Below are 18,574 nucleotides of genomic sequence, written 5' to 3'. Positions count from 1 at the left end.
ATTACAGGAATGGCTCCTAAAATGATTTTGGTTATCATTCAATTCACGTTAAATACTATATGTAGATTCGTATTATCCATTTATAAACTATATGTGGTTTTTTGGGTGTGATAATGGTCACACAACGTAGTGGGCATAATGGACTTTCCTTTAATTGCTGCGGATAAAGGTTCCCAAAGGCCTTTAATCGTACGGAAGAGTTAGTTGTTAAAGGCAGTGCACTTCCATTTTCTGAGCAAAAGCTCTGTTCATCCGAGCTGGTTACGTTACAATAGAATATGAACTTCATCTTTATAACCAATAGAGGAGGATATGCAATCAATGGATTATCGCAGATTAGGTGGAAGCGGACTGAAAGTAAGCGAGATCAGCCTGGGAAGCTGGCTGACGTACGGAGGGTATGTGGAACGTGAAAATGCGGTAAAATCAATTGAAACTGCATTTGATGAAGGCATTAACTTTTTTGATACAGCCAATGTATACGAACGGGGTGCAGCCGAAGAACTGCTTGGGCAGACGCTCAAAGCGTACTCCCGTGACTCTTACGTACTTGCAACCAAAGTATTTGGCAAAATGGGTGATGGTCCGAATGACCAGGGATTGTCTCGCAAACATATCAAGGAGCAATGTGAAGCCAGCTTGAAGCGCCTGGGCGTTGAATATGTGGATATCTATTACTGCCATCGTTATCATACCGAAACACCAATTGAAGAAACACTCCGCGCGCTCGATGATCTGGTACGCCAAGGCAAAGTGTTATATGTAGGCGTCAGCCAGTGGACTGCGGCTCAGATGGAAGCTGCGCTGGGTACAGCAGACCGTCTGCTCCTGGATCGTATCGTGGTCAATCAGCCGGTGTACAACATGTTTGACCGCTATATCGAAAATGAGATTATCCCGCTCGGCGAGCGTAAAGGCATTGGACAAGTCGTATACTCCCCGCTTGCTCAAGGTCTATTGACGGGAAAATATACGTCCGTTTCCGATATCCCAGAGAATAGCCGTGCGGCCAAGTTAGGATGGGACGAAGGAAAGATCAATGCGGATCGTATCGGGAAAGTTCGTCAACTGATTGAAGTGGCGGACAAGCTGGATCTGAAGGTTGGTCAACTGGCCCTTGCCTGGATTCTGCGCCAGAACAATGTATCCAGTGCACTTGTAGGGGCGAGTCGTCCCGAGCAGGTAAAAGAGAACGCGGCTGCATCTGGCGTGAAGCTGGATGCTGCCATTGTCGAGGAGATTGAGAGCATCCTTGCTTGATCTCCTGTCAGTACACAAGCTGAGATGATATGCAATGATCGATAAAAAAAGGGATGTCCTGTGCGCCTGAATGGGCGAACGAGACATCCCTTTTTTGGAGAACGTTGAAAGGTTAGATCTTACCTTAAAGTGTAAGAGGCAAGGAACGAAAAGTTAAGGCACACACACGGTTACGCCCTGTATTCTTGGCTTCATATAAAGCACGGTCGGCCTGTTCGAAGAAGTCGTCATCGTCATGATCATCACAATGATCGGGATACACGGCTACACCAATGGAGATGGTTAGACGTGTCGTGTGCCCGTCGGGCAGAGCAAAATGGTATTTCTCTACAGCCTGCCGTATAGATTCGGCGGTAGCTACGGCTTGACGGTGGCCACAGTCGAGCAAGAGAATGGCGAATTCTTCCCCACCGTTTCGTGACACGATATCAGCAGAACGTGCATGCTCAACGAACAGTTGTCCAAGTTGCTTCAGGACCGCATCGCCAGCGGAATGACCATAGGTGTCGTTTACCTTTTTGAATCGGTCAATATCAATGGCAAGCAAGGAAAGCTTCTGTTGATCATCCCTCGCACGCTGGAGTTCCAGTTGAAGTGATTTTTCGAACTGTCGTCGATTGCTCAGGTTGGTAAGATGATCGGTAGATGCTCTTTTTTCCAATAGAAATAACATTTCATTGGATTTATTAATGAATTCTGCAATGAAATAGATAAATAATCCACCGACAAAGGAAATGGTCATCTGTAACGGATATACTCTCATTAATGAATTCATGCTATCCGTGTTTAGCATAAGGATGATAAAGATTAATGTTATGCCAAGCAGATTCATTGTAATTATTTTGGTCAGTCTGGACCAGGGAGCATAGGCGAAGTATACACCGGACAGTCCAATCAGAGTCATGACAAATCCTGCATCTATGGCAGAGGATGATAAGCCGAACATCAGAATACGAAGGACCGAGAGCATGAGTCCCGTAACGACCGAAGCCAATCCTCCCAGATATACCGCTGCGGTAACGATGGCCAGATGCCGTAGATCAACAATCGTAGTCTCGTTCAGAGGGAAAGAATAGTTCATGAGTACTGTGCCATATATACCGAATAATAAGCCGCCGATCAATTGAACACGTAACGAGGGAAAAGGCAATCGGATACTATAGAACTTCGCGATGATCCCCGACACATACATAAACGTAATCATGACACAGATATTAATGAAAAAAGTGCTAAACAACCGACATTCCCCCTTTATACGCACATCCCTATATTTTATCTGAAAAGTGTTGCTGTAGCGAACCATATTATCCCAAATTTTTGAGGGGATTGCTGGGAAATTTTTTTAATTCCGTATTTGGGTTAATGGCGTGGATGTTGACTTCAATATACAATAAGATTTATACTTAATCTAAATCAAAATTTATTCTTTATTTTTTGGGAAGAGCATCATAAGTAGAAGATCAGTGTTTGATTTCATATAAAATGGATCAATAATAAAGGAGAATGGTTGTGAGAACTTTAAATCTGACGATACAACGGCAAGCGGTATATGATGTAGTGCGCCATTCGGAGGATCACCCGACAGCTGCTGATGTCATGAATCGACTCGTGGAACAAGGATATAATCTGGCCTATGGTACGGTGTATAATTCTCTTCGTTATCTGACGGACAAAGAATTGATACGGGAACTTAAACTCGGAGAGACAGCAAGCCGATACGATGCCCGTATGGATGATCATCAGCACATTATGTGTGAAGTATGCGGCAAAGTGGACGAGGTGATGACGGAGGTTCCTCCACAATGGATGAAACAGGTAGCTGATGAAACCGGATATGCAATCGATCATGCTCATGTGGTTTTTGGAGGTGTCTGCGGGGAATGCAGAAACAAACGGATCAAGTGAAAATAAAACTGCCTGGGCGCCGTTTACCCCTTAGGGTTAAACCAGCCTTGTCCGACTCGGCACCCCTTGTGGACAATTGTCCTGTTACACGGCGTGTTATTCTGATCAGCCCGATGCCGGGGCAGGTCCATGAACTGGTAAAAGCCTTAACGGATAGCTGCTTTGATGTACTGGTCTTTCATCGCTGGGAACCGGATCTGCATGAGCGCCTTGTCTTTGATCTGTTGATTTATGACCTGTCTGTGGCCGGAACTATCGATGCATTTGCCGGTATTAGCAGCCGATTGAATCGTGAGGCTGAGCATACAACCCCTTGTCTGTATCTGGTCGGTGAGAAGATGATCGGCAGCGCGAGTGGACCGATGCTTCAGGAGGAATTGCTGGTGTGGCCTGCACGCCCGCAGGAAGCACTTTACCGGGTGCAGCGCATGATTGGCAACAGCCCTGCTCTGCCCAACCGTGGTTTTTTGCCTGAGGAAGGGCACCGTATCGGATTTAAAGATCTTTGGCTCGATCGTGAACGGATGAGTGTGCAGCGTGATAATAACCGGATTCATCTAACCAAGACTGAATATGATTTGTTACTCAAGCTGATTGATGCCAAAGGTGCAGTCATTTCCCGTGAGGAGATGCTCAGCGATATCTGGGAGACGGACTTTACGGGTGGAAGTAATGTGGTCGATGTTCATATCAAAAGCTTGCGCAAAAAATTGGGCGATAATGCGTCTTCGCCGCAATATATTGTCACTGTAAGAGGAGTGGGCTACCGCCTGGCGGATTAGTCCGCTTTTTTTTGTTGCTTTAAAAACATGTTCATCGTTCATTCATGAAGTGTGTAAGAACCTCATCTTAATCTCATGTGAACCTCATGCAAGAGTAGAGTGGGACATGTTAGAATCAATTTAACAGTTAGATCAAGTCTAAATGTATATTTGATTCGAAGCCGAATATGATTTTAATAGTAGATATATAACAGCCGTGAGATCCATTAGAGGAGGACGACATGATGACAGAACGTATGACAACGAATCAGGGAGCACCTGTAGGTGACAACCAGAATTCCCGCACAGCAGGCAGAAGAGGGCCGACACTGCTTGAAGACTACCATCTCATTGAGAAAATAGCCCACTTTGATCGTGAACGTATTCCCGAAAGAGTCGTACATGCGAGAGGTGCCGGAGCTCATGGTGTATTCACGCTGGAGCAGAGTATGAAGGCTTATACAACAGCGGACTTCCTGCAAGATCCGGGTACGGAGACGGATGTGCTGGTTCGTTTTTCAACCGTTATTCATGGTACGGGATCACCAGAGACTGCACGAGATCCGCGTGGATTTGCCGTGAAATTCTACACACGTGAAGGCAACTATGATATCGTAGGCAACCATCTGCCTGTTTTCTTCATTCGTGATGCCATGAAATTCCCCGACATGGTGCATTCCTTGAAGCCGGCTCCAGATACAAACATTCAGGAACCTGCTCGTTACTGGGACTTTATGACACTCTCACCGGAATCAACGCATATGATGACCTGGTTGTTCTCTGATCTGGGCACACCGGCAAGTTATCGGGAGATGGATGGTTTTGGCGTACATGCTTTCAAATGGATTAATGCACAGGGACAGGTCCATTATGTGAAATATAAGTGGGAGTCTGCACAAGGCGTGCGAGGCTTCTCTCGTCAGGAAGCTGCCGAGGTACAAGGACAGGACTTTAATCATGCTACCCGGGACCTGCATGAACATATTAAGAAAGGTCAATACCCACAGTGGAAGTTACAGGTACAGCTCTTGAAACCGGAGCAAATGGATGATTTTGCTTTTGATCCACTCGACCCAACCAAAACATGGCCTGAAGATGTATTGCCATTCCATACAGTAGGGACCATGACCCTGAATCGGAATCCGCAAAACTTCTTTGCTGAAGTGGAGCAGGCGGCCTTTTCTCCTAGTGCGCTTGTTCCTGGAATTGAGCCTTCCGAAGATAAATTGCTGCAAGGACGCCTATTCTCCTATCCAGATACACAGCGTCACCGGCTTGGACCGAACTATTTGCAAATTCCGGTGAATTGCCCTTATGCACCTGTTCGTAATTATCAGCGTGATGGGCTAATGAATGTGAATCAGGACCCATCTCCGGTGAATTATGAACCCAACAGTTCAGGAAACAGCTCACAGGAAGATCCGGCATACCGGGACAGTCAGGTTCCGTTGCAAGGGCATGTTACACGCGAGAAAATCGAGAAAACGGACGATTACACACAGTCAGGGGAGCTTTTCCGTTCATTTACCCCTGTAGAGCAGCAGCATTTGCTGGATAATCTGATCAATGACCTCAAGGGCGTATCTGTTGATATTCAAATGCGTGCCCTGTGCCACTTCTTCCGGGCGGATGGACAGTTTGGCGGACGTTTGGCTCATGGACTTGGTGTGGATATTTCTGCACATATGCCGTCACAGGATGGAAAATAAAGTGCAGTTTGACCCTGTACTCACAACATCATACGGACTAATATTTGGTGAAGACCGGGAAAACCGTGAACGTGCGGAATTTCCCGGTCTTTGGCCTTTTTTACTGAAATGGAAAACAAATTTACAAATCATTTACATTAAATAGCTGACATAGAGGTTGACTTCTCATATGATGGCACTACAATGGGTAGTGTGAGGGGTGTCAGAACATGAGAATACACAATTTTAAAGTGGGTGAGCGTGGGCTCAACCGATTTTTCGGTCCGCTGGAGGCCAAGATCATGGACATTTTATGGGCTCGTCCTGGCAGTAGCATCCGTGAAGTGCAGACCGCACTTGAACAAGACAAAGACGTCAATTTTAATACAGTCATGACCGTGATGAACCGGCTCGTAGACAAGGGACTTCTCGGAAAGTCACAGAAGGGAAGAACATCTTTGTACCAACCGGTACAGAGTAAGGAGGAGTTTATGAACGACCAATCCAAGGAACTGTCACATGAGTTGGTGGATGAATTCGGAGCTTTGGCATTGAATCATATGCTGGATGCGCTGGACGAAGCAGATGCGGGTCTGATTGAACGCCTGGAACAGAAGATCAAACAATGGAAAAAGGATAGCGATTAAGATGTGGAAGACCCGCTCGAAACTTTTGTTTACCGTCGGGTTTGGCATTCCGTTACTCGTGTTCATGCAGATGTTCATGTACGCGATGTACAAAATTTTTGGCTGGGATATCCCGTTTAACCTGCTCTGGCTCTGCAATCATTGGATGAGTCGACTGGGCTGGTTGTCCGTGGGACATTTCCTGCTGGCACTGGTATTGCTGACATTTGCGGGAACAGGTTGGTTGCTAACGGTGCGTATAATGAAAACCAGGGCAGCCGTACGTAAACTCCGCTCCATGGAGGTGCATGCATTGTCCCGCGAATTGGAGTCCAAGTATCACAATCTCGGACAGCCCGGGTTCATTGTCGTGGACAAGTCATCTCCAGTTGCATTTACAATTGGTTTATGGAGACCTTGCATCGTACTCTCCACAGGGCTTCTGACGATGCTGGATGCAGAAGAGGAGACTGCAGTTGTGTACCACGAAGTCCATCATCTGTGGCACCGTGACCCACTCAAGACGACACTGTTATCGGTATTTGCAAGCATGATGCCGTATATTCCCGTATTGAAGCATACTTCGAAACATTACAATATCGTTAGAGAGATTCTGGCAGACAATGAGGCCATTGAGCGTACAGGCAATGTAGCAGGCATTGGCAGTGCTTTGCTCAAGCTGCTCCGTGCTTGTCCTGAACCTTGGGGGGCCAAAGAACTGACCGTTCAATCCTCATTTGCGGATACGTCGGTGAATGTCCGAATTTCACGTCTGCTGGACCCGGAACAGGACGTGACGCTGAGGTTGCCACGTTATGCTGTTCTGATGTCGGCTACTGTTTTTCTATTGCTGTCTATCTTGTTTGTTTGGTCCATCGGATAGATTAATTAGGCTAAATGTGAAGTCGAATATAACGAGGAAGGAAGATGAACATGAATAATAAAAGTGTAGAGATTGGATTACTTTTCTCGAGGATTATGATCGGTTTGATCTTTGTATTGCACGGCTGGAGTAAATTCGAAGGTGGAATCAGCGGTACGGTAGGTTTTTTCGAGAGTATTGGCATTCCTGGATTTCTTGCATCCGTTGTAGCCATCATTGAGTTGGTAGGTGGTGCGGCGATGATTCTGGGCTTGGGAACACGTGTGTTTGCTGCCCTGTTTGCCATCGTGATGGTTGGAGTTCTGTTTACAGCCAAAGTTGGTGAGCCGTTCCTGAGTGGTACCGAGTTAGATTACCTGCTGCTGGCGGGCTCCCTGACACTGCTCTTCACAGGAAGCCGCTTCATGGCCGTGGATTATCTGTTCTCCAGACAGGGGAAGGCTCGCCAGAATGTGAGTGCTTGAATTGACTAACAATTGCTAAAAAATAATGAAGTGCAGGATGAGTCCTGTAACGAGGTTCTTTATTGGCCAGGCCGGTTCGGGAATTGATTTGCGAACCGGGCTGATCAGTAGAGAACTTTTTTCGTTTGGACGACATGCCTGAGGTTTGTTACAATGAGAATAAGTATGCTACTAAGAAAAAATAAGGAGGATGCATTTTATGATTAACGTCATTCCATCCGATGCCCGCTCCAGCTTCGATCGAGGCTGGCTCCGTGGCAGTCACAGCTTTTCTTTCGGAGAATACCAAGACCCGGAGAATACGGCGTTTGGACCGATGAGGGTAGCGAACGACGATGTGATCGCGCCTGGGCGCGGTTTTGGGGCTCACCCACATAGTGACATGGAGATTGTATCTATCGTACTGAACGGCAAGCTACGGCATGAAGACAACTTAGGCAATGTGGCCGTTACTGCATTTGGTGGGATTCAGCGAATGTCAGCAGGCAGTGGCATGATTCATACCGAGCATAATGCATCCGATACCGAAGAAGTACGTCTGCTACAACTTTGGTTCATGCCGCATACAAAAGGATTGCAACCCTCCTATGAGACCACATCATTTGATCCAGCTGCACTCGCAGGAGCGCTAGTGCCTATTGTATCGCCGGATGGCGGACCAAGAGTTGCAACCATTCATCAGGATATGACGATCTACCTTGGCCGATTGGCCAAAGACGAAACGTTAACCTTTGATCAGGATACCGGGCGCCGAATGTACATTTTCTCCATCGAAGGCAAGCTGGGATTGGATGGAGAGTACCTGTTGAACGAAGGCGACACGGCTCGTGTGGAACAGCGGGACTCAATAGAACTGCAAGCAAACGAAGATACGTTCTATATGATTATTGATTTGCCGTAGATGGCTGATGAAATGAACTCCAAGATGAAGGAGGATATACACGTATGGCGCAACAGGAATGGTTTATGGTTAAACATGCGGTGACCGGGCGAGGATTAGCTAATAGCAAAACAGATTCCCTGTCCTATCGGTTCCAACAGGAGGGTACAGGCTTCATGTTTACCGTTACGGGTCTGGACGAGCAGATTGTGGAACAGATTATGGAGCTTAGACAGGAACTGAACGTATTTCGATTCGTCCAACGCAAGGATCAGCCCCTCTTGAAACACTGGTACTACGTAGAAGGAGAACGGGTAGTATACGACAGGGAGAGTCACACGCTAAGCATCTATGCGAAGTCGGAGATTCGTTATGTGCCCGAAGATTATTTTGCAGATTAACTACACGTTATAATAAATATTAAGCCTTCCACATGGAAGGCTTTTTTCCTTATATATCATCAATTTTATAGTATATGTATTTCAGGTTGTTTCATGAAATTTAAGAAAAAAGAGCAACCGAAGGTTGACATGATGAATTTAATATCGATATAATTCATTTAATTGATAATGAGTATCAATATCAAATGATGCGAGGTAGAGCAACTACAAATGTTTTACGGCGATCGGTAAGGGGATTAGTAGAGAGATGAAGTTAGGTTATATGTTGATCGTATTGGCTGTATTGTCTATCGTATACATATTTATTGGCAATTCAGACATTTCACCATTGGATATATTTCATTTGTCCTCAGTCCAGCTACAGGTATTACAAGTTAGCCGTTTTCCCCGCCTCATTAGCATCCTTGTCGCCGGGATCAGCATGAGTGTAATCGGACTGATTATGCAGCAGCTGACACGCAACCGATTTGTTTCCCCAACAACAGCAGGAACGATGGACTCAGCCAGATTGGGTATTCTTGTGACGTTAATGTGGTTCCCGGGAGCATCCCCTCTGCAAAAAATGTTGGTCGCTTTTGCCTTTGCTCTGGCGGGAACGCTGATTTTCATGCGAATTCTGGAGAAAGTCAAGTTCAAGGATACGATATATATCGCTCTGCTAGGTCTTATGTTTGGCAACATTGTAAGCTCCGTCACGACATTTTTTGCTTACAAAAACGATCTGATCCAGAACATCTCGTCTTGGCTGCAAGGTGACTTCTCCACCATCATGAAGGGCCGTTATGAACTGATCTATATCAGTATTCCGTTACTCATTATCGTGTACCTGTTTGCTAATCGTTTTACACTCGCAGGGATGGGCGAAGATTTCTCAACCAACCTTGGACTGGCGTATCGACGAGTTGTGAATATCGGCCTGATCCTGGTGGCGATGGTTTCAGCGGTAGTGATTATTACTGTAGGTACAATTCCGTTTCTGGGCCTTGTCGTGCCAAATATCGTAACACTGTACAAAGGGGATAACTTACGTGATACATTGCCTCATACGGCAGTGCTTGGTGCGATTTTTGTTCTGGTCTGCGATATTCTGGGTCAATTAATTATTTATCCTTATCAACTTTCGATCAGTCTGACTGTGGGAGTTGTGGGAAGTGTATTATTCCTGTATTTACTGCTTCGAAGAAAGGCTTATGGATCATGAGAATGAAATATACGGCGAATACATGGAAGTTGGTCTTGTTAATTGCAGCGGCAATGCTGCTGATTGGTGTATTTCTGGTCATTCAATCCGGAGGGAACTGGGATTACATATTGCCTCGTAGAGGGAAAAAGATTCTCGCCATTGTACTGACAGGTGCCTGCATCGCGTACTCTACAGCTATTTTCCAAACGATAACCAACAATCGCATTCTGACACCTGGCATCATGGGCCTCGATTCCTTGTATATGTTATTTCAGACGTTTGCTGTGTTTGTGTTTGGAAGCACACATATCAGCTTTGTGAACAAAAACCTTAATTTTGCAATATCTGTCCTGCTCATGACGTTGTTTGCTCTACTACTGCATCAGTTCATGTTCCGCAGAGAACAGGGGCGTAATATTTACCTATTGCTCCTGGTGGGTCTTATCCTGGGTACGCTGTTCCAGAGTATGTCTTCCTTCATGGAGGTACTGATCGACCCCAATGAGTTCCTTGTGCTGCAGGGCAAGATGTTTGCGAGCTTTAACAATGTGAATACGGATCTGCTGATCATCTCAATCGCTGCAATTATTCTGATCCTGCTGTACGCGCAGAAGTTTACCAAATATCTCGACGTATTGTCCCTCGGCAAAGATCACGCAGTGAATCTCGGGGTGGATTACGATTACATTGTGAAGAGGCTACTGCTGGTTGTGATGGTTCTGGTTTCGATCTCTACAGCGCTGGTGGGTCCAATTATGTTTTTGGGGTTGCTGGTCGTGAATCTGGCGCATCAGGTATTCCGGACATATCGGCATAACGTACTGATCTGGGGTTCGGTCTTGATCGCAGTAGTGGCACTGGTTGGTGGACAACTTATTGTAGAGCGGGTGTTTACATTTGCAACCACAGTAAGTGTCATTATTAACTTTATAGGCGGCGTGTACTTCATCTATTTACTGCTAAAGGAGAATAAGTCGTGGTAGAAGTCAGAAATGTTACCAAACAATACAGCGGCGTCCGGGTAGTGGATGACGTATCACTGAATATTGCCAAAGGAAAGATTACATCATTTATTGGTCCTAATGGAGCTGGGAAAAGTACCTTGTTATCCATGATTACCAGGCTAATCAGCAAGGATACAGGACAAGTCCTGATTGAAGGACGCGAGATTGAAAGCTGGAAGAACAAGGACTTGTCGCGCAAAATATCAGTCCTCAAACAGTCCAATCACATCAACATCCGGTTAACTGTGGAGGATCTTGTGGCTTTTGGCCGGTTCCCGTATTCACAAGGAAGGCTCACACCAGAAGATCAACAGTGGATTCAGGAGGCCATCGACTATATGGAACTGGGCCCATTCCGCAAGAAGTATCTGGATGAACTGAGTGGCGGACAGCGGCAGCGGGCATATATCGCCATGGTGATTGCCCAGAACACCGAGTATATTTTGCTGGATGAACCTTTGAATAACCTGGATATGAAACATTCTGTTCAGATTATGAAGGTGCTGCGCAGAATGGTGGATGAACTCGGCAAAACGATTGTTATTGTCATTCATGACATCAATTTTGCCTCCTGTTACTCCGACTATATTGTTGCGCTCAAGGATGGACGCGTAGTGAAAGAAGGCAAGACGGAAGACATTATCGATACAGATGTATTGCAGAGCGTCTATGACATGCACATTCCTGTGCAATGGATCGATGGACGTAAGATTTGTGTATATTTTGCGTGAGTGAGAAGGTAGTCAAATATAGAGAGTGAGAGGTGTCTATTCATGAAAAAGGGTTGGTTGTTTACGTTATTCGTGGTGCTGTCGGTTGTCCTGGCAGCTTGTGGTGGGAATAAGGCAGCGGATAATACAGGTACAAGCAGTGGCACAGGATCAGAAGCTGCTGCACCAGCAGATCAAGCAAGTGAAGAAGTGGTTATCAAACATAAACTGGGTGAAACAACCGTAAAGAAAAATCCGGAGAAGGTCGTTGTCTTTGACTACGGTGTACTGGATTCACTGGATCAGCTTGGCGTTGAAGTTGCAGGTGTTCCGCAGGAAGGTGTACCTCCTTATCTGGACAAGTATAATGATGCGAAGTACACCAATGTTGGTGGTCTGAAAGAAGCTGATTTTGAGAAAGTCAATGCGATGAAACCAGATCTGATCATTATTTCAGGAAGACTCCAGGATTCGTATGAAGAACTGAGTGAGATTGCACCAACCATATATATGGCGGTAGATACGGCAGATTATATGAATTCTTTGACCAGTAACGTGAAAACACTCGGGGACATCTTTGGTAAAGAAAAAGAAGCAGAAGAAGCCATCGCATCGATCGAAACATCCGTTAAGACATTACATGACAAAGTAACGGCTGCAGGTAAAAATGCGTTAATCGTCCTGACGAACGAAGGCAAATTGAGCGCATATGGTGCCGGTTCCCGTTTTGGCGTTATTCATGATATATTTGGTTTTACTCCGTCAGATGCAAACATTGAAGTATCCACACATGGGCAGAGCGTTTCGTTTGAATATGTCATGGAGCAGAATCCGGATTACCTCTTTGTAGTTGATCGCAGTGCAGTGGTTGCAGGTAACGGTGAGGCATCCCCGGCAAAACAAGTGATCGAGAACGACTTGGTGAAAAATACAACAGCATATAAAGAAGGACATATTGTTTATCTGGATCCAAATTACTGGTATTTGTCTGGCGGTGGATTGGAATCCATTCAAGAAATGATTAAAGAAGTGGATGCAAGCATCAACTAAAGTGAAGTAACAATGTATGTGTTGGGTGTCAGGAAGGTCTCTGTTAAATACAGAGGCCTTTTTGCTGTCTGAAAACTCAGAGAATGTAATCGTAATTTTGCAAAAAAGACCACATAATTCCCAGCTGTCTGGCACAAGCTACCTTGTATAAAAACAAGAACGGAGGGGCGGCATATGGCGGACAAAACATCTGGGAAAGACAAGTCCCGACAACCGGGACGAGCTTCAGAAGAGAAAAAACATATCCCTTTGGGACTGCCGTCCCCGCCTTTTCTGCGGCAGCCGATTAGTGCAGTACATGAAACTCAGCTTCAAGCGGTAAAGGAGATCTTCTCCGATTGCTCGGATGTGGTTTTTCGCAACGTCATGATTACGCCCGAAGTGAAAGGACTTCTCGTCTACATTGAAGGTATTGTTAATTCGGCTGATATCCAGGAACACATGCTGCGTCCGATTATTCGTGGGCTGGTGCAGCAGCGTACAGATGAACCTGATGTTCCACTGGATGACACAACCGTTGAGCTAACACAGGTGAAGCGCGTTAACACCTGGGCTGCCGCGGCTGAAGGGGTGCTGGCATCCTCCGCCCTTCTGGTGATCGATGGAAGTAACGAAGCCTGGATGTTTAACGTCAAAGGTGGCGTCAGACGCGGTGTGGAGGAACCTCAGACGGAATCCGTAATTCGGGGACCACGGGAGGGATTTACCGAAACACTGCGCGTGAATACGGCTTTACTGCGGTTCAAGCTGAAAACTCCCTCTCTCAAGATGGTAAGTATGACACTAGGCACAGAAACCAAAACCGATATTGTTCTGACCTATCTGGACGATATTGCTGATCCGAAGTTGATCCGGGACGTGAAGAAACGTCTGGAAAAAATAAAGATCGATGGCATTCTGGAGACGGGTTATATCGAGGAACTGATTGAAGACCACCCATATTCTCCATTCCCACAGATGCACTATTCCGAGCGCCCGGATACAGTAGCAGGTAACTTGTTGGAAGGACGATTTGCCATTTTAGTAGACGGCACTCCCTTTGCGTTAATTGCTCCAGTCACGATGTGGCAGATGCTCCAGGCCAGTGAGGATTACTATGAACGATTCTTCATCAGTAATCTGTTGCGTTGGATACGGTTTCTGTTCGTAGCTATTGCACTTTTCCTTCCAGCGCTGTATATCGCCATTACCACATTTCATCAGGATATGTTACCTACGACACTGATACTCAGTATTGCCGGGGCTCGTGAAGCCATCCCTTTCCCGGCTTTGGTCGAAGCCCTCATCATGGAGCTATCGTTCGAAGCCCTTCGTGAAGCGGGGGTCAGGTTACCGAAAACAGTTGGTCAAGCAGTCAGTATTCTCGGTGCGCTCGTGATCGGGCAGGCCGCAGTTCAGGCGGGAATTGTGTCCGCACCGATGGTTATTATCGTATCCATGACAGGTATAGCTTCCTTTACAATTCCGCGGTTTAACTTTGCGATTACCGTACGTTTATTGCGATTTCCGATCATGTTATTGGCGGGTATGCTTGGACTATATGGCATCGTCATTGGCTTGGTCCTGATCTCGGTACATCTGACACAAATGACTTCGTTTGGTGTACCTTATCTGTCAGGTCTTAGCCCGTACAGTAAAACAGATACCAAGGATATTCTTATTCGTGTGCCGTGGTGGAAAATGATCAATCGTCCTTCTACGGTACATCGGGATCAGAAACGGATGACCGAAAAGATCAACGGTTCCCCTGAAGCTGAGGAAGGGTGGTGAACCCATGCAGTTCATATATAAGTACCGGGCAGTTATAGCTCTGTTGTTATGTACCTCCCTCATTTCCGGTTGCTGGGATCGAGAGGAAATTAACGATATTGCCTTTGTGATCGGAATTGCGATTGATAAGGAAGGGGAGAACTACAGATCAAGTCTGCAGATTGCTCTTCCCGGTCAATCCGCTTCTACCGGCAGTTCGGGAGGTGGCGGGGGTACAAGTGGGGACAAATCTTGGTTCATGTTGTCCAATACAGCAAAAACTTTTCGCGGAACATCTCTTGAAGGGCAAAAAGCCTTGTCCCGCAGGCTGTATTACGCTCATCGCCGTACACTGCTGATTGGTGAGGAATTGGCGAGGGAGGGGGTTGCTCCCATGCTGGATTTGTTGACGCGATATCCGCTCAATCGTTTCTCGGCACTTCCCGTCATCACCAGAGGAGAAGCATATAAGGTACTGGACACGGATGCACCTATTGAGAAGTTCCCCTCCGAGATGGTGCGGGAACTGTGTTTGCTGAACATGCGTAACCCACGCTCACTCAAAACGTTCATCGATACCATTCTAAGTGCAGGTGTAGATCCTTTCTTGCCCATAGCTTCAGTTGAAGAAAATGTACCGAAGAACTGGAAGGACGTAAAAACCAATATCAAGTTGGATGGGTTAGCCATCTTCAAGAAAGACAAGTTGGTTGGCATGATTGATAAGGCACCAGCCGATGCGTTGATTCTGGCCATGGGCGAGGCTAATGCGCCAGAAGTTATGGTTAAAGCTCCTGGCGGCGAGGGAGATATGTTCATCAAGCTGAACGAGAACAATTCTTCCCTGCACCCGAGCATCAAGAATGGCAAGGTAACCGTGAACATTGAATTGTATGCCAAGGGCGTTCTCGTAGATAACGAATCTAATTATGGTGACCGGCGTGAGAACGAGATCCTGAACTTAAATGAAGCGACTCATGAAAAAATCAAATCGGATATTGAGGAAGGTGTTCGGTTGGTTCAGAAAAAATATCATGCCGACATTCTGGGTGTTGGTCGATCCATCCATCAACATCTGCCCGCGGAATGGGAGAAGATGAAGGATCGCTGGGATGTCATTTATCCCGATGTTGAGGTGAAAGTTACTCCCCATGTCATTATCGAAAATGTAGGGGTGATTAATAAACCGATCGGTGTCATGGAGGAGGATATCATACATGATTAAACCGCTTTTGTTTACCTATCTGGGGATGGTCATCGTGGTGGTTTTGATGGATTTTAGACATTTGAAGCAGACGGCCCATATCAATCGCTGGCTATCCTATGGGTTGATTGCATTGGGTACAGGCATTTGGCTTTATGTCACCCATTTGAGCAAAACCGTATTTCTGTCAGTATGGATAAGCCACGTCATCCAGCGACTATTGCCATTGCCCTAGAGGGTGGATAGGGGGACATGCCGTTACGTTTCACAGGAGTGAAAGGAGGTAGTTCATGAATCAGAGAGTGACCCACCGTCAGATGGTACTGCTTGTGCTGCTGCTCAGCATTTCAGGAACGTTGATTCAACCCCATGCTCAAACGATTTACCATGCAGAGCAGCACGCTTATCTCTCATATGTGCCAGTGGTGCTTGTGATGACCGCATCGCTGTGGATGTTAAGCCGGGTTCAGCGAAGATTTCCTGATAAGGATCTGTTCCAATCTCTGGTTGAACGGTTTCCCTTCCTTGGAAGAGTGGCCGGATTGCTGTACATTTTGTTTTTTTTCTTCGTGCTGGCGAGAGATCTCCGTTTAACGGGTGACTATATAAGCATGACGCTGTTAGAAACCACACCCATCTCCATTGTGGTCTTGTCACTTATTGTTATGGGGGTCTTTATTGTCAGGGGTGGACTCGGTTCCTTGATTGGCATGACAGAGTTGTATGTGACTCTGTTTCTGTTAAACTCTGTGATTGTGCCTTTTATGCTTATTCAGCAGATCAATATGGATAACCTGATGCCTTATTTTCATATAGATGTTGCGGGAGTAGGCAAAGGGAGTTGGTACATATTTTCATTTTATGGAGAGATGATTGCATTGCCTTTTGTAGTCAGGGGCAGTGATTTTCGATTCAAGTCTGTCCTGTCGGGCATTATACTGTCAGCTTGCCTGATGATGCTGATTGTTACAGAAACGATTGCAGCGATTGGAGTACCTATTGCTTCCAGACTGGTATACCCTTCCTATGAGCTGGCAAGGCAGCTGCAAATCAGTGATTTTCTGGACCGGTTTGACCTGGCACTGGCCGCAGCAACCTTACCTACCATGATCACGAAGATTGCATTTGACCTGTATTTTGTCTGCTGGGGGTTGAAGCGAATGATTCCGAACGTGTCGGGAAAGGTCATGACAGGTCCGGTGGCACTTGTGGGCTTTGTTTGTGCCTTCTGGTTTTTCAGAAACGCGATTCAGCTCAATCGTTTTACGCGGGAATGGACATGGATCGCTATTGTTTTTGAAGTGCTGTTCCCTATCGTACTGTTTCTGTTTCTTCGTCCGCGCAAAAAGGATAAACAAGCATCTTCCCAACAGAAATCAGGAGAGCGTTCAAGGAAAGAGAAGCATGACCCCGAACAGGAATCGTCTGATTCAAAGAAGGACGGAGAGCAAAGACAGAAGGATTCTCATGGTGGGGAACTCCAACCTTCCTGATACATCCCATCAAAAATCCTTATAGATGAACGGGCAAAAATAGGGTAAGCACAGTTTCCCTTCACAGAAGTACCCTGTATACTGTAGTCAGACTGATGAACATTCGGCTGGACTAACGGGGGGAACATGAATGGCTCAACATTTGGCAGGTGTGCGTGTAGCATTGACAGGACCACGAAAATCGAAAGAAATGTCCATACTGGTTGAAAAAATGGGGGGAATCCCGCTTGTGCGACCGGCACAGGGGACTGTATTCCTGGATGATCGGAATATCAGGGACGGGCTGGTATCCTGGATCTCAGACCCGCCAGACTGGGCGGTATTAACTACGGGTATGGGGTTGGATGCATTGTTTGAAATGGCTGAGGATATGGAAGTGGCAGGCCAATTGTTGGATGTATTGTCGGAATCCTCAATTGCGGCAAGGGGATACAAGACGGTGAATGCGCTCAAAAAGCGCAAGTTAACACCGCTGGTACGAGATGATGATGGTAGCACGGACGGGCTTATCCGAGAATTCGCTCCACATGATCTCGCAGGGAAAAAGGTTATGTTGCAGCTTCATGGGGAGAGCGCTCCCAAACTCGTTGCATGGTTGGAAGAACAAGGGGCAATCGTCAGACAAGTGCTTCCTTACCGCCATGTACCGCCGGAAGAGGCAGAGCTGGAACAGCTTTTGACTGAGATTGTACAGCACGAGGTGGATGCTGTTGCTTTTACAAGTGGACCGCAGGTCCGATTCCTGGCGCAATATGCAGCATCTCAGGACAAGCTTGAACCGATGCTTGAAGCGTTCAGACAAGGTGTAATCCCTGCATCCGTAGGCAAAGTGACGGCAAATGCCATGCGTGAAGAGGGCATCGAGGCACTGGTCATTCCGGAGGAAGAGAAGATGGGAGCACTCATCGTTGAGCTTGGACGTTATTTTGCAGCAGGGCGTGCGGCCAAGATTAGAGATTAGTGGCCTGCAATCATAGTTTTCATGACTATGAACGTCTTCAATCATTAGGTAGATGGATGGTTTAAAACGAATCGTATATGTATATGTTACTTCTGGTTCTGATCCGTTTTTTGGATCAGGACTTTTTTCTGTTTGCGCGCCTAGCCAAGCTAGACACAACTAGCCGGTGAAAGTCCGGTCGAGGTAAGAGCCAAGTCGCCTCGTAGCTGACGGGCAGCTGGTGGAGAAATCCTAAGGTTGAAGCCCCGTGACAAAGTAACTTCAACACGAAGTGCGAGCAAATCCACAGGCCGTAACATGAAGTGAATCCTGCCGCACCGTTAAAAATAGCCTTTTTTTTAGGACAAGAGAG

At 46.4% G+C, this 18,574-nt stretch carries 19 protein-coding genes; 18 read left to right on the top strand and 1 reads right to left on the bottom strand.

Features of this window, described 5'->3' with window-relative positions:
- Nucleotides 1–321 precede the first annotated feature (321 nt).
- Complete coding sequence (locus J7E78_RS25000) at nucleotides 322–1,260, top strand: aldo/keto reductase family protein (RefSeq protein ID WP_047840782.1); 939 nt, start codon at nucleotides 322–324, stop codon at nucleotides 1,258–1,260.
- A gap of 124 nt (nucleotides 1,261–1,384) precedes the next feature.
- Here the strand turns inward: J7E78_RS25000 and J7E78_RS24995 are convergent, their stop codons facing one another.
- Complete coding sequence (locus J7E78_RS24995; protein WP_215078991.1) at nucleotides 1,385–2,497, bottom strand: GGDEF domain-containing protein; 1,113 nt, start codon at nucleotides 2,495–2,497, stop codon at nucleotides 1,385–1,387.
- Between the two features lie 272 nt (nucleotides 2,498–2,769).
- Here J7E78_RS24995 and J7E78_RS24990 point away from each other — a divergent pair, with 272 nt between their 5' ends.
- The 17 genes from J7E78_RS24990 (at nucleotide 2,770) to J7E78_RS24910 (ending at nucleotide 18,222) form a co-directional block, all read left to right on the top strand.
- A complete protein-coding gene (locus tag J7E78_RS24990) occupies nucleotides 2,770–3,165 on the top strand; it encodes a Fur family transcriptional regulator (protein WP_215078989.1) in 396 nt (131 codons plus the stop codon).
- Nucleotides 3,141–3,947, top strand: coding sequence for a winged helix-turn-helix transcriptional regulator (locus tag J7E78_RS24985; RefSeq protein WP_150365790.1), 807 nt, complete (start codon nucleotides 3,141–3,143; stop codon nucleotides 3,945–3,947). Before J7E78_RS24990 ends, J7E78_RS24985 begins: the two co-directional genes overlap by 25 nt.
- A 224-nt stretch (nucleotides 3,948–4,171) precedes the next feature.
- Complete coding sequence (locus tag J7E78_RS24980; protein WP_285229469.1) at nucleotides 4,172–5,635, top strand: catalase; 1,464 nt, start codon at nucleotides 4,172–4,174, stop codon at nucleotides 5,633–5,635.
- Between the two features lie 209 nt (nucleotides 5,636–5,844).
- Nucleotides 5,845–6,261: a BlaI/MecI/CopY family transcriptional regulator gene (locus tag J7E78_RS24975; RefSeq protein WP_017691824.1), complete on the top strand. Its 417-nt coding sequence runs from the start codon at nucleotides 5,845–5,847 to the stop codon at nucleotides 6,259–6,261.
- A gap of 1 nt (nucleotide 6,262) precedes the next feature.
- Nucleotides 6,263–7,123: a M56 family metallopeptidase gene (locus J7E78_RS24970; RefSeq protein ID WP_215078985.1), complete on the top strand. Its 861-nt coding sequence runs from the start codon at nucleotides 6,263–6,265 to the stop codon at nucleotides 7,121–7,123.
- Between the two features lie 50 nt (nucleotides 7,124–7,173).
- Nucleotides 7,174–7,587 carry a DoxX family protein gene (locus tag J7E78_RS24965; RefSeq protein ID WP_215078983.1) on the top strand — a complete coding sequence of 138 codons (414 nt, stop codon included), beginning with the start codon at nucleotides 7,174–7,176 and terminating at the stop codon, nucleotides 7,585–7,587.
- A 199-nt stretch (nucleotides 7,588–7,786) separates the two neighbouring features.
- Nucleotides 7,787–8,488, top strand: a complete 702-nt coding sequence (locus tag J7E78_RS24960) for a pirin family protein (protein ID WP_215078981.1) — start codon at nucleotides 7,787–7,789, stop codon at nucleotides 8,486–8,488.
- Nucleotides 8,489–8,532: 44 nt separating this feature from the next.
- Entirely contained in the window at nucleotides 8,533–8,868 is a 336-nt protein-coding gene (locus J7E78_RS24955) for a hypothetical protein (RefSeq protein WP_215078979.1), read from the top strand.
- A gap of 247 nt (nucleotides 8,869–9,115) precedes the next feature.
- Complete coding sequence (locus J7E78_RS24950) at nucleotides 9,116–10,069, top strand: ABC transporter permease (RefSeq protein ID WP_215078977.1); 954 nt, start codon at nucleotides 9,116–9,118, stop codon at nucleotides 10,067–10,069.
- The gene (locus J7E78_RS24945; RefSeq protein WP_285229468.1) at nucleotides 10,066–11,034 is read left to right on the top strand and encodes an iron chelate uptake ABC transporter family permease subunit; all 969 of its coding nucleotides are present in this window, start codon (nucleotides 10,066–10,068) and stop codon (nucleotides 11,032–11,034) included. Before J7E78_RS24950 ends, J7E78_RS24945 begins: the two co-directional genes overlap by 4 nt.
- A complete protein-coding gene (locus tag J7E78_RS24940) occupies nucleotides 11,028–11,786 on the top strand; it encodes an iron ABC transporter ATP-binding protein (protein WP_215078975.1) in 759 nt (252 codons plus the stop codon). Before J7E78_RS24945 ends, J7E78_RS24940 begins: the two co-directional genes overlap by 7 nt.
- A 42-nt stretch (nucleotides 11,787–11,828) precedes the next feature.
- Nucleotides 11,829–12,815 (top strand): siderophore ABC transporter substrate-binding protein, encoded by a 987-nt coding sequence (locus tag J7E78_RS24935; protein WP_215078973.1) that lies wholly within the window; start codon nucleotides 11,829–11,831, stop codon nucleotides 12,813–12,815.
- A 174-nt stretch (nucleotides 12,816–12,989) separates the two neighbouring features.
- On the top strand, nucleotides 12,990–14,585 hold the full coding sequence (locus J7E78_RS24930; RefSeq protein ID WP_215078971.1) for a spore germination protein: 1,596 nt from the start codon (nucleotides 12,990–12,992) through the stop codon (nucleotides 14,583–14,585).
- A gap of 4 nt (nucleotides 14,586–14,589) precedes the next feature.
- The gene (locus J7E78_RS24925; RefSeq protein WP_215078969.1) at nucleotides 14,590–15,789 is read left to right on the top strand and encodes a Ger(x)C family spore germination protein; all 1,200 of its coding nucleotides are present in this window, start codon (nucleotides 14,590–14,592) and stop codon (nucleotides 15,787–15,789) included.
- The gene (locus J7E78_RS24920; RefSeq protein WP_215078967.1) at nucleotides 15,782–16,003 is read left to right on the top strand and encodes a hypothetical protein; all 222 of its coding nucleotides are present in this window, start codon (nucleotides 15,782–15,784) and stop codon (nucleotides 16,001–16,003) included. Before J7E78_RS24925 ends, J7E78_RS24920 begins: the two co-directional genes overlap by 8 nt.
- Nucleotides 16,004–16,058: 55 nt before the next feature.
- Nucleotides 16,059–17,261: a GerAB/ArcD/ProY family transporter gene (locus J7E78_RS24915; protein ID WP_215078965.1), complete on the top strand. Its 1,203-nt coding sequence runs from the start codon at nucleotides 16,059–16,061 to the stop codon at nucleotides 17,259–17,261.
- 130 nt (nucleotides 17,262–17,391) lie between these two features.
- Nucleotides 17,392–18,222, top strand: coding sequence for a uroporphyrinogen-III synthase (locus J7E78_RS24910; RefSeq protein ID WP_215078963.1), 831 nt, complete (start codon nucleotides 17,392–17,394; stop codon nucleotides 18,220–18,222).
- Nucleotides 18,223–18,574: the final 352 nt, after the last annotated feature.

The sequence above is a fragment of the Paenibacillus polymyxa genome (assembly GCF_018614975.1).
GTDB lineage: Bacteria > Bacillota > Bacilli > Paenibacillales > Paenibacillaceae > Paenibacillus > Paenibacillus polymyxa_E.
The sequence above is the reverse complement of the archived record's forward strand: the minus strand, read 5'-3'. Positions and strand labels throughout refer to the sequence as shown.

Coding starts and splice junctions, on each gene's coding strand:
- J7E78_RS25000 (WP_047840782.1), top strand. CDS start 322: ATGGATTATCGCAGATTAGGTGGAAGCGGACTGAAAGTAAGCGAGATC.
- J7E78_RS24985 (WP_150365790.1), top strand. CDS start 3,141: ATGCAGAAACAAACGGATCAAGTGAAAATAAAACTGCCTGGGCGCCGT.
- J7E78_RS24980 (WP_285229469.1), top strand. CDS start 4,172: ATGACAGAACGTATGACAACGAATCAGGGAGCACCTGTAGGTGACAAC.
- J7E78_RS24975 (WP_017691824.1), top strand. CDS start 5,845: ATGAGAATACACAATTTTAAAGTGGGTGAGCGTGGGCTCAACCGATTT.
- J7E78_RS24970 (WP_215078985.1), top strand. CDS start 6,263: ATGTGGAAGACCCGCTCGAAACTTTTGTTTACCGTCGGGTTTGGCATT.
- J7E78_RS24965 (WP_215078983.1), top strand. CDS start 7,174: ATGAATAATAAAAGTGTAGAGATTGGATTACTTTTCTCGAGGATTATG.
- J7E78_RS24960 (WP_215078981.1), top strand. CDS start 7,787: ATGATTAACGTCATTCCATCCGATGCCCGCTCCAGCTTCGATCGAGGC.
- J7E78_RS24955 (WP_215078979.1), top strand. CDS start 8,533: ATGGCGCAACAGGAATGGTTTATGGTTAAACATGCGGTGACCGGGCGA.
- J7E78_RS24950 (WP_215078977.1), top strand. CDS start 9,116: ATGAAGTTAGGTTATATGTTGATCGTATTGGCTGTATTGTCTATCGTA.
- J7E78_RS24945 (WP_285229468.1), top strand. CDS start 10,066: ATGAGAATGAAATATACGGCGAATACATGGAAGTTGGTCTTGTTAATT.
- J7E78_RS24935 (WP_215078973.1), top strand. CDS start 11,829: ATGAAAAAGGGTTGGTTGTTTACGTTATTCGTGGTGCTGTCGGTTGTC.
- J7E78_RS24930 (WP_215078971.1), top strand. CDS start 12,990: ATGGCGGACAAAACATCTGGGAAAGACAAGTCCCGACAACCGGGACGA.
- J7E78_RS24925 (WP_215078969.1), top strand. CDS start 14,590: ATGCAGTTCATATATAAGTACCGGGCAGTTATAGCTCTGTTGTTATGT.
- J7E78_RS24920 (WP_215078967.1), top strand. CDS start 15,782: ATGATTAAACCGCTTTTGTTTACCTATCTGGGGATGGTCATCGTGGTG.
- J7E78_RS24915 (WP_215078965.1), top strand. CDS start 16,059: ATGAATCAGAGAGTGACCCACCGTCAGATGGTACTGCTTGTGCTGCTG.
- J7E78_RS24910 (WP_215078963.1), top strand. CDS start 17,392: ATGGCTCAACATTTGGCAGGTGTGCGTGTAGCATTGACAGGACCACGA.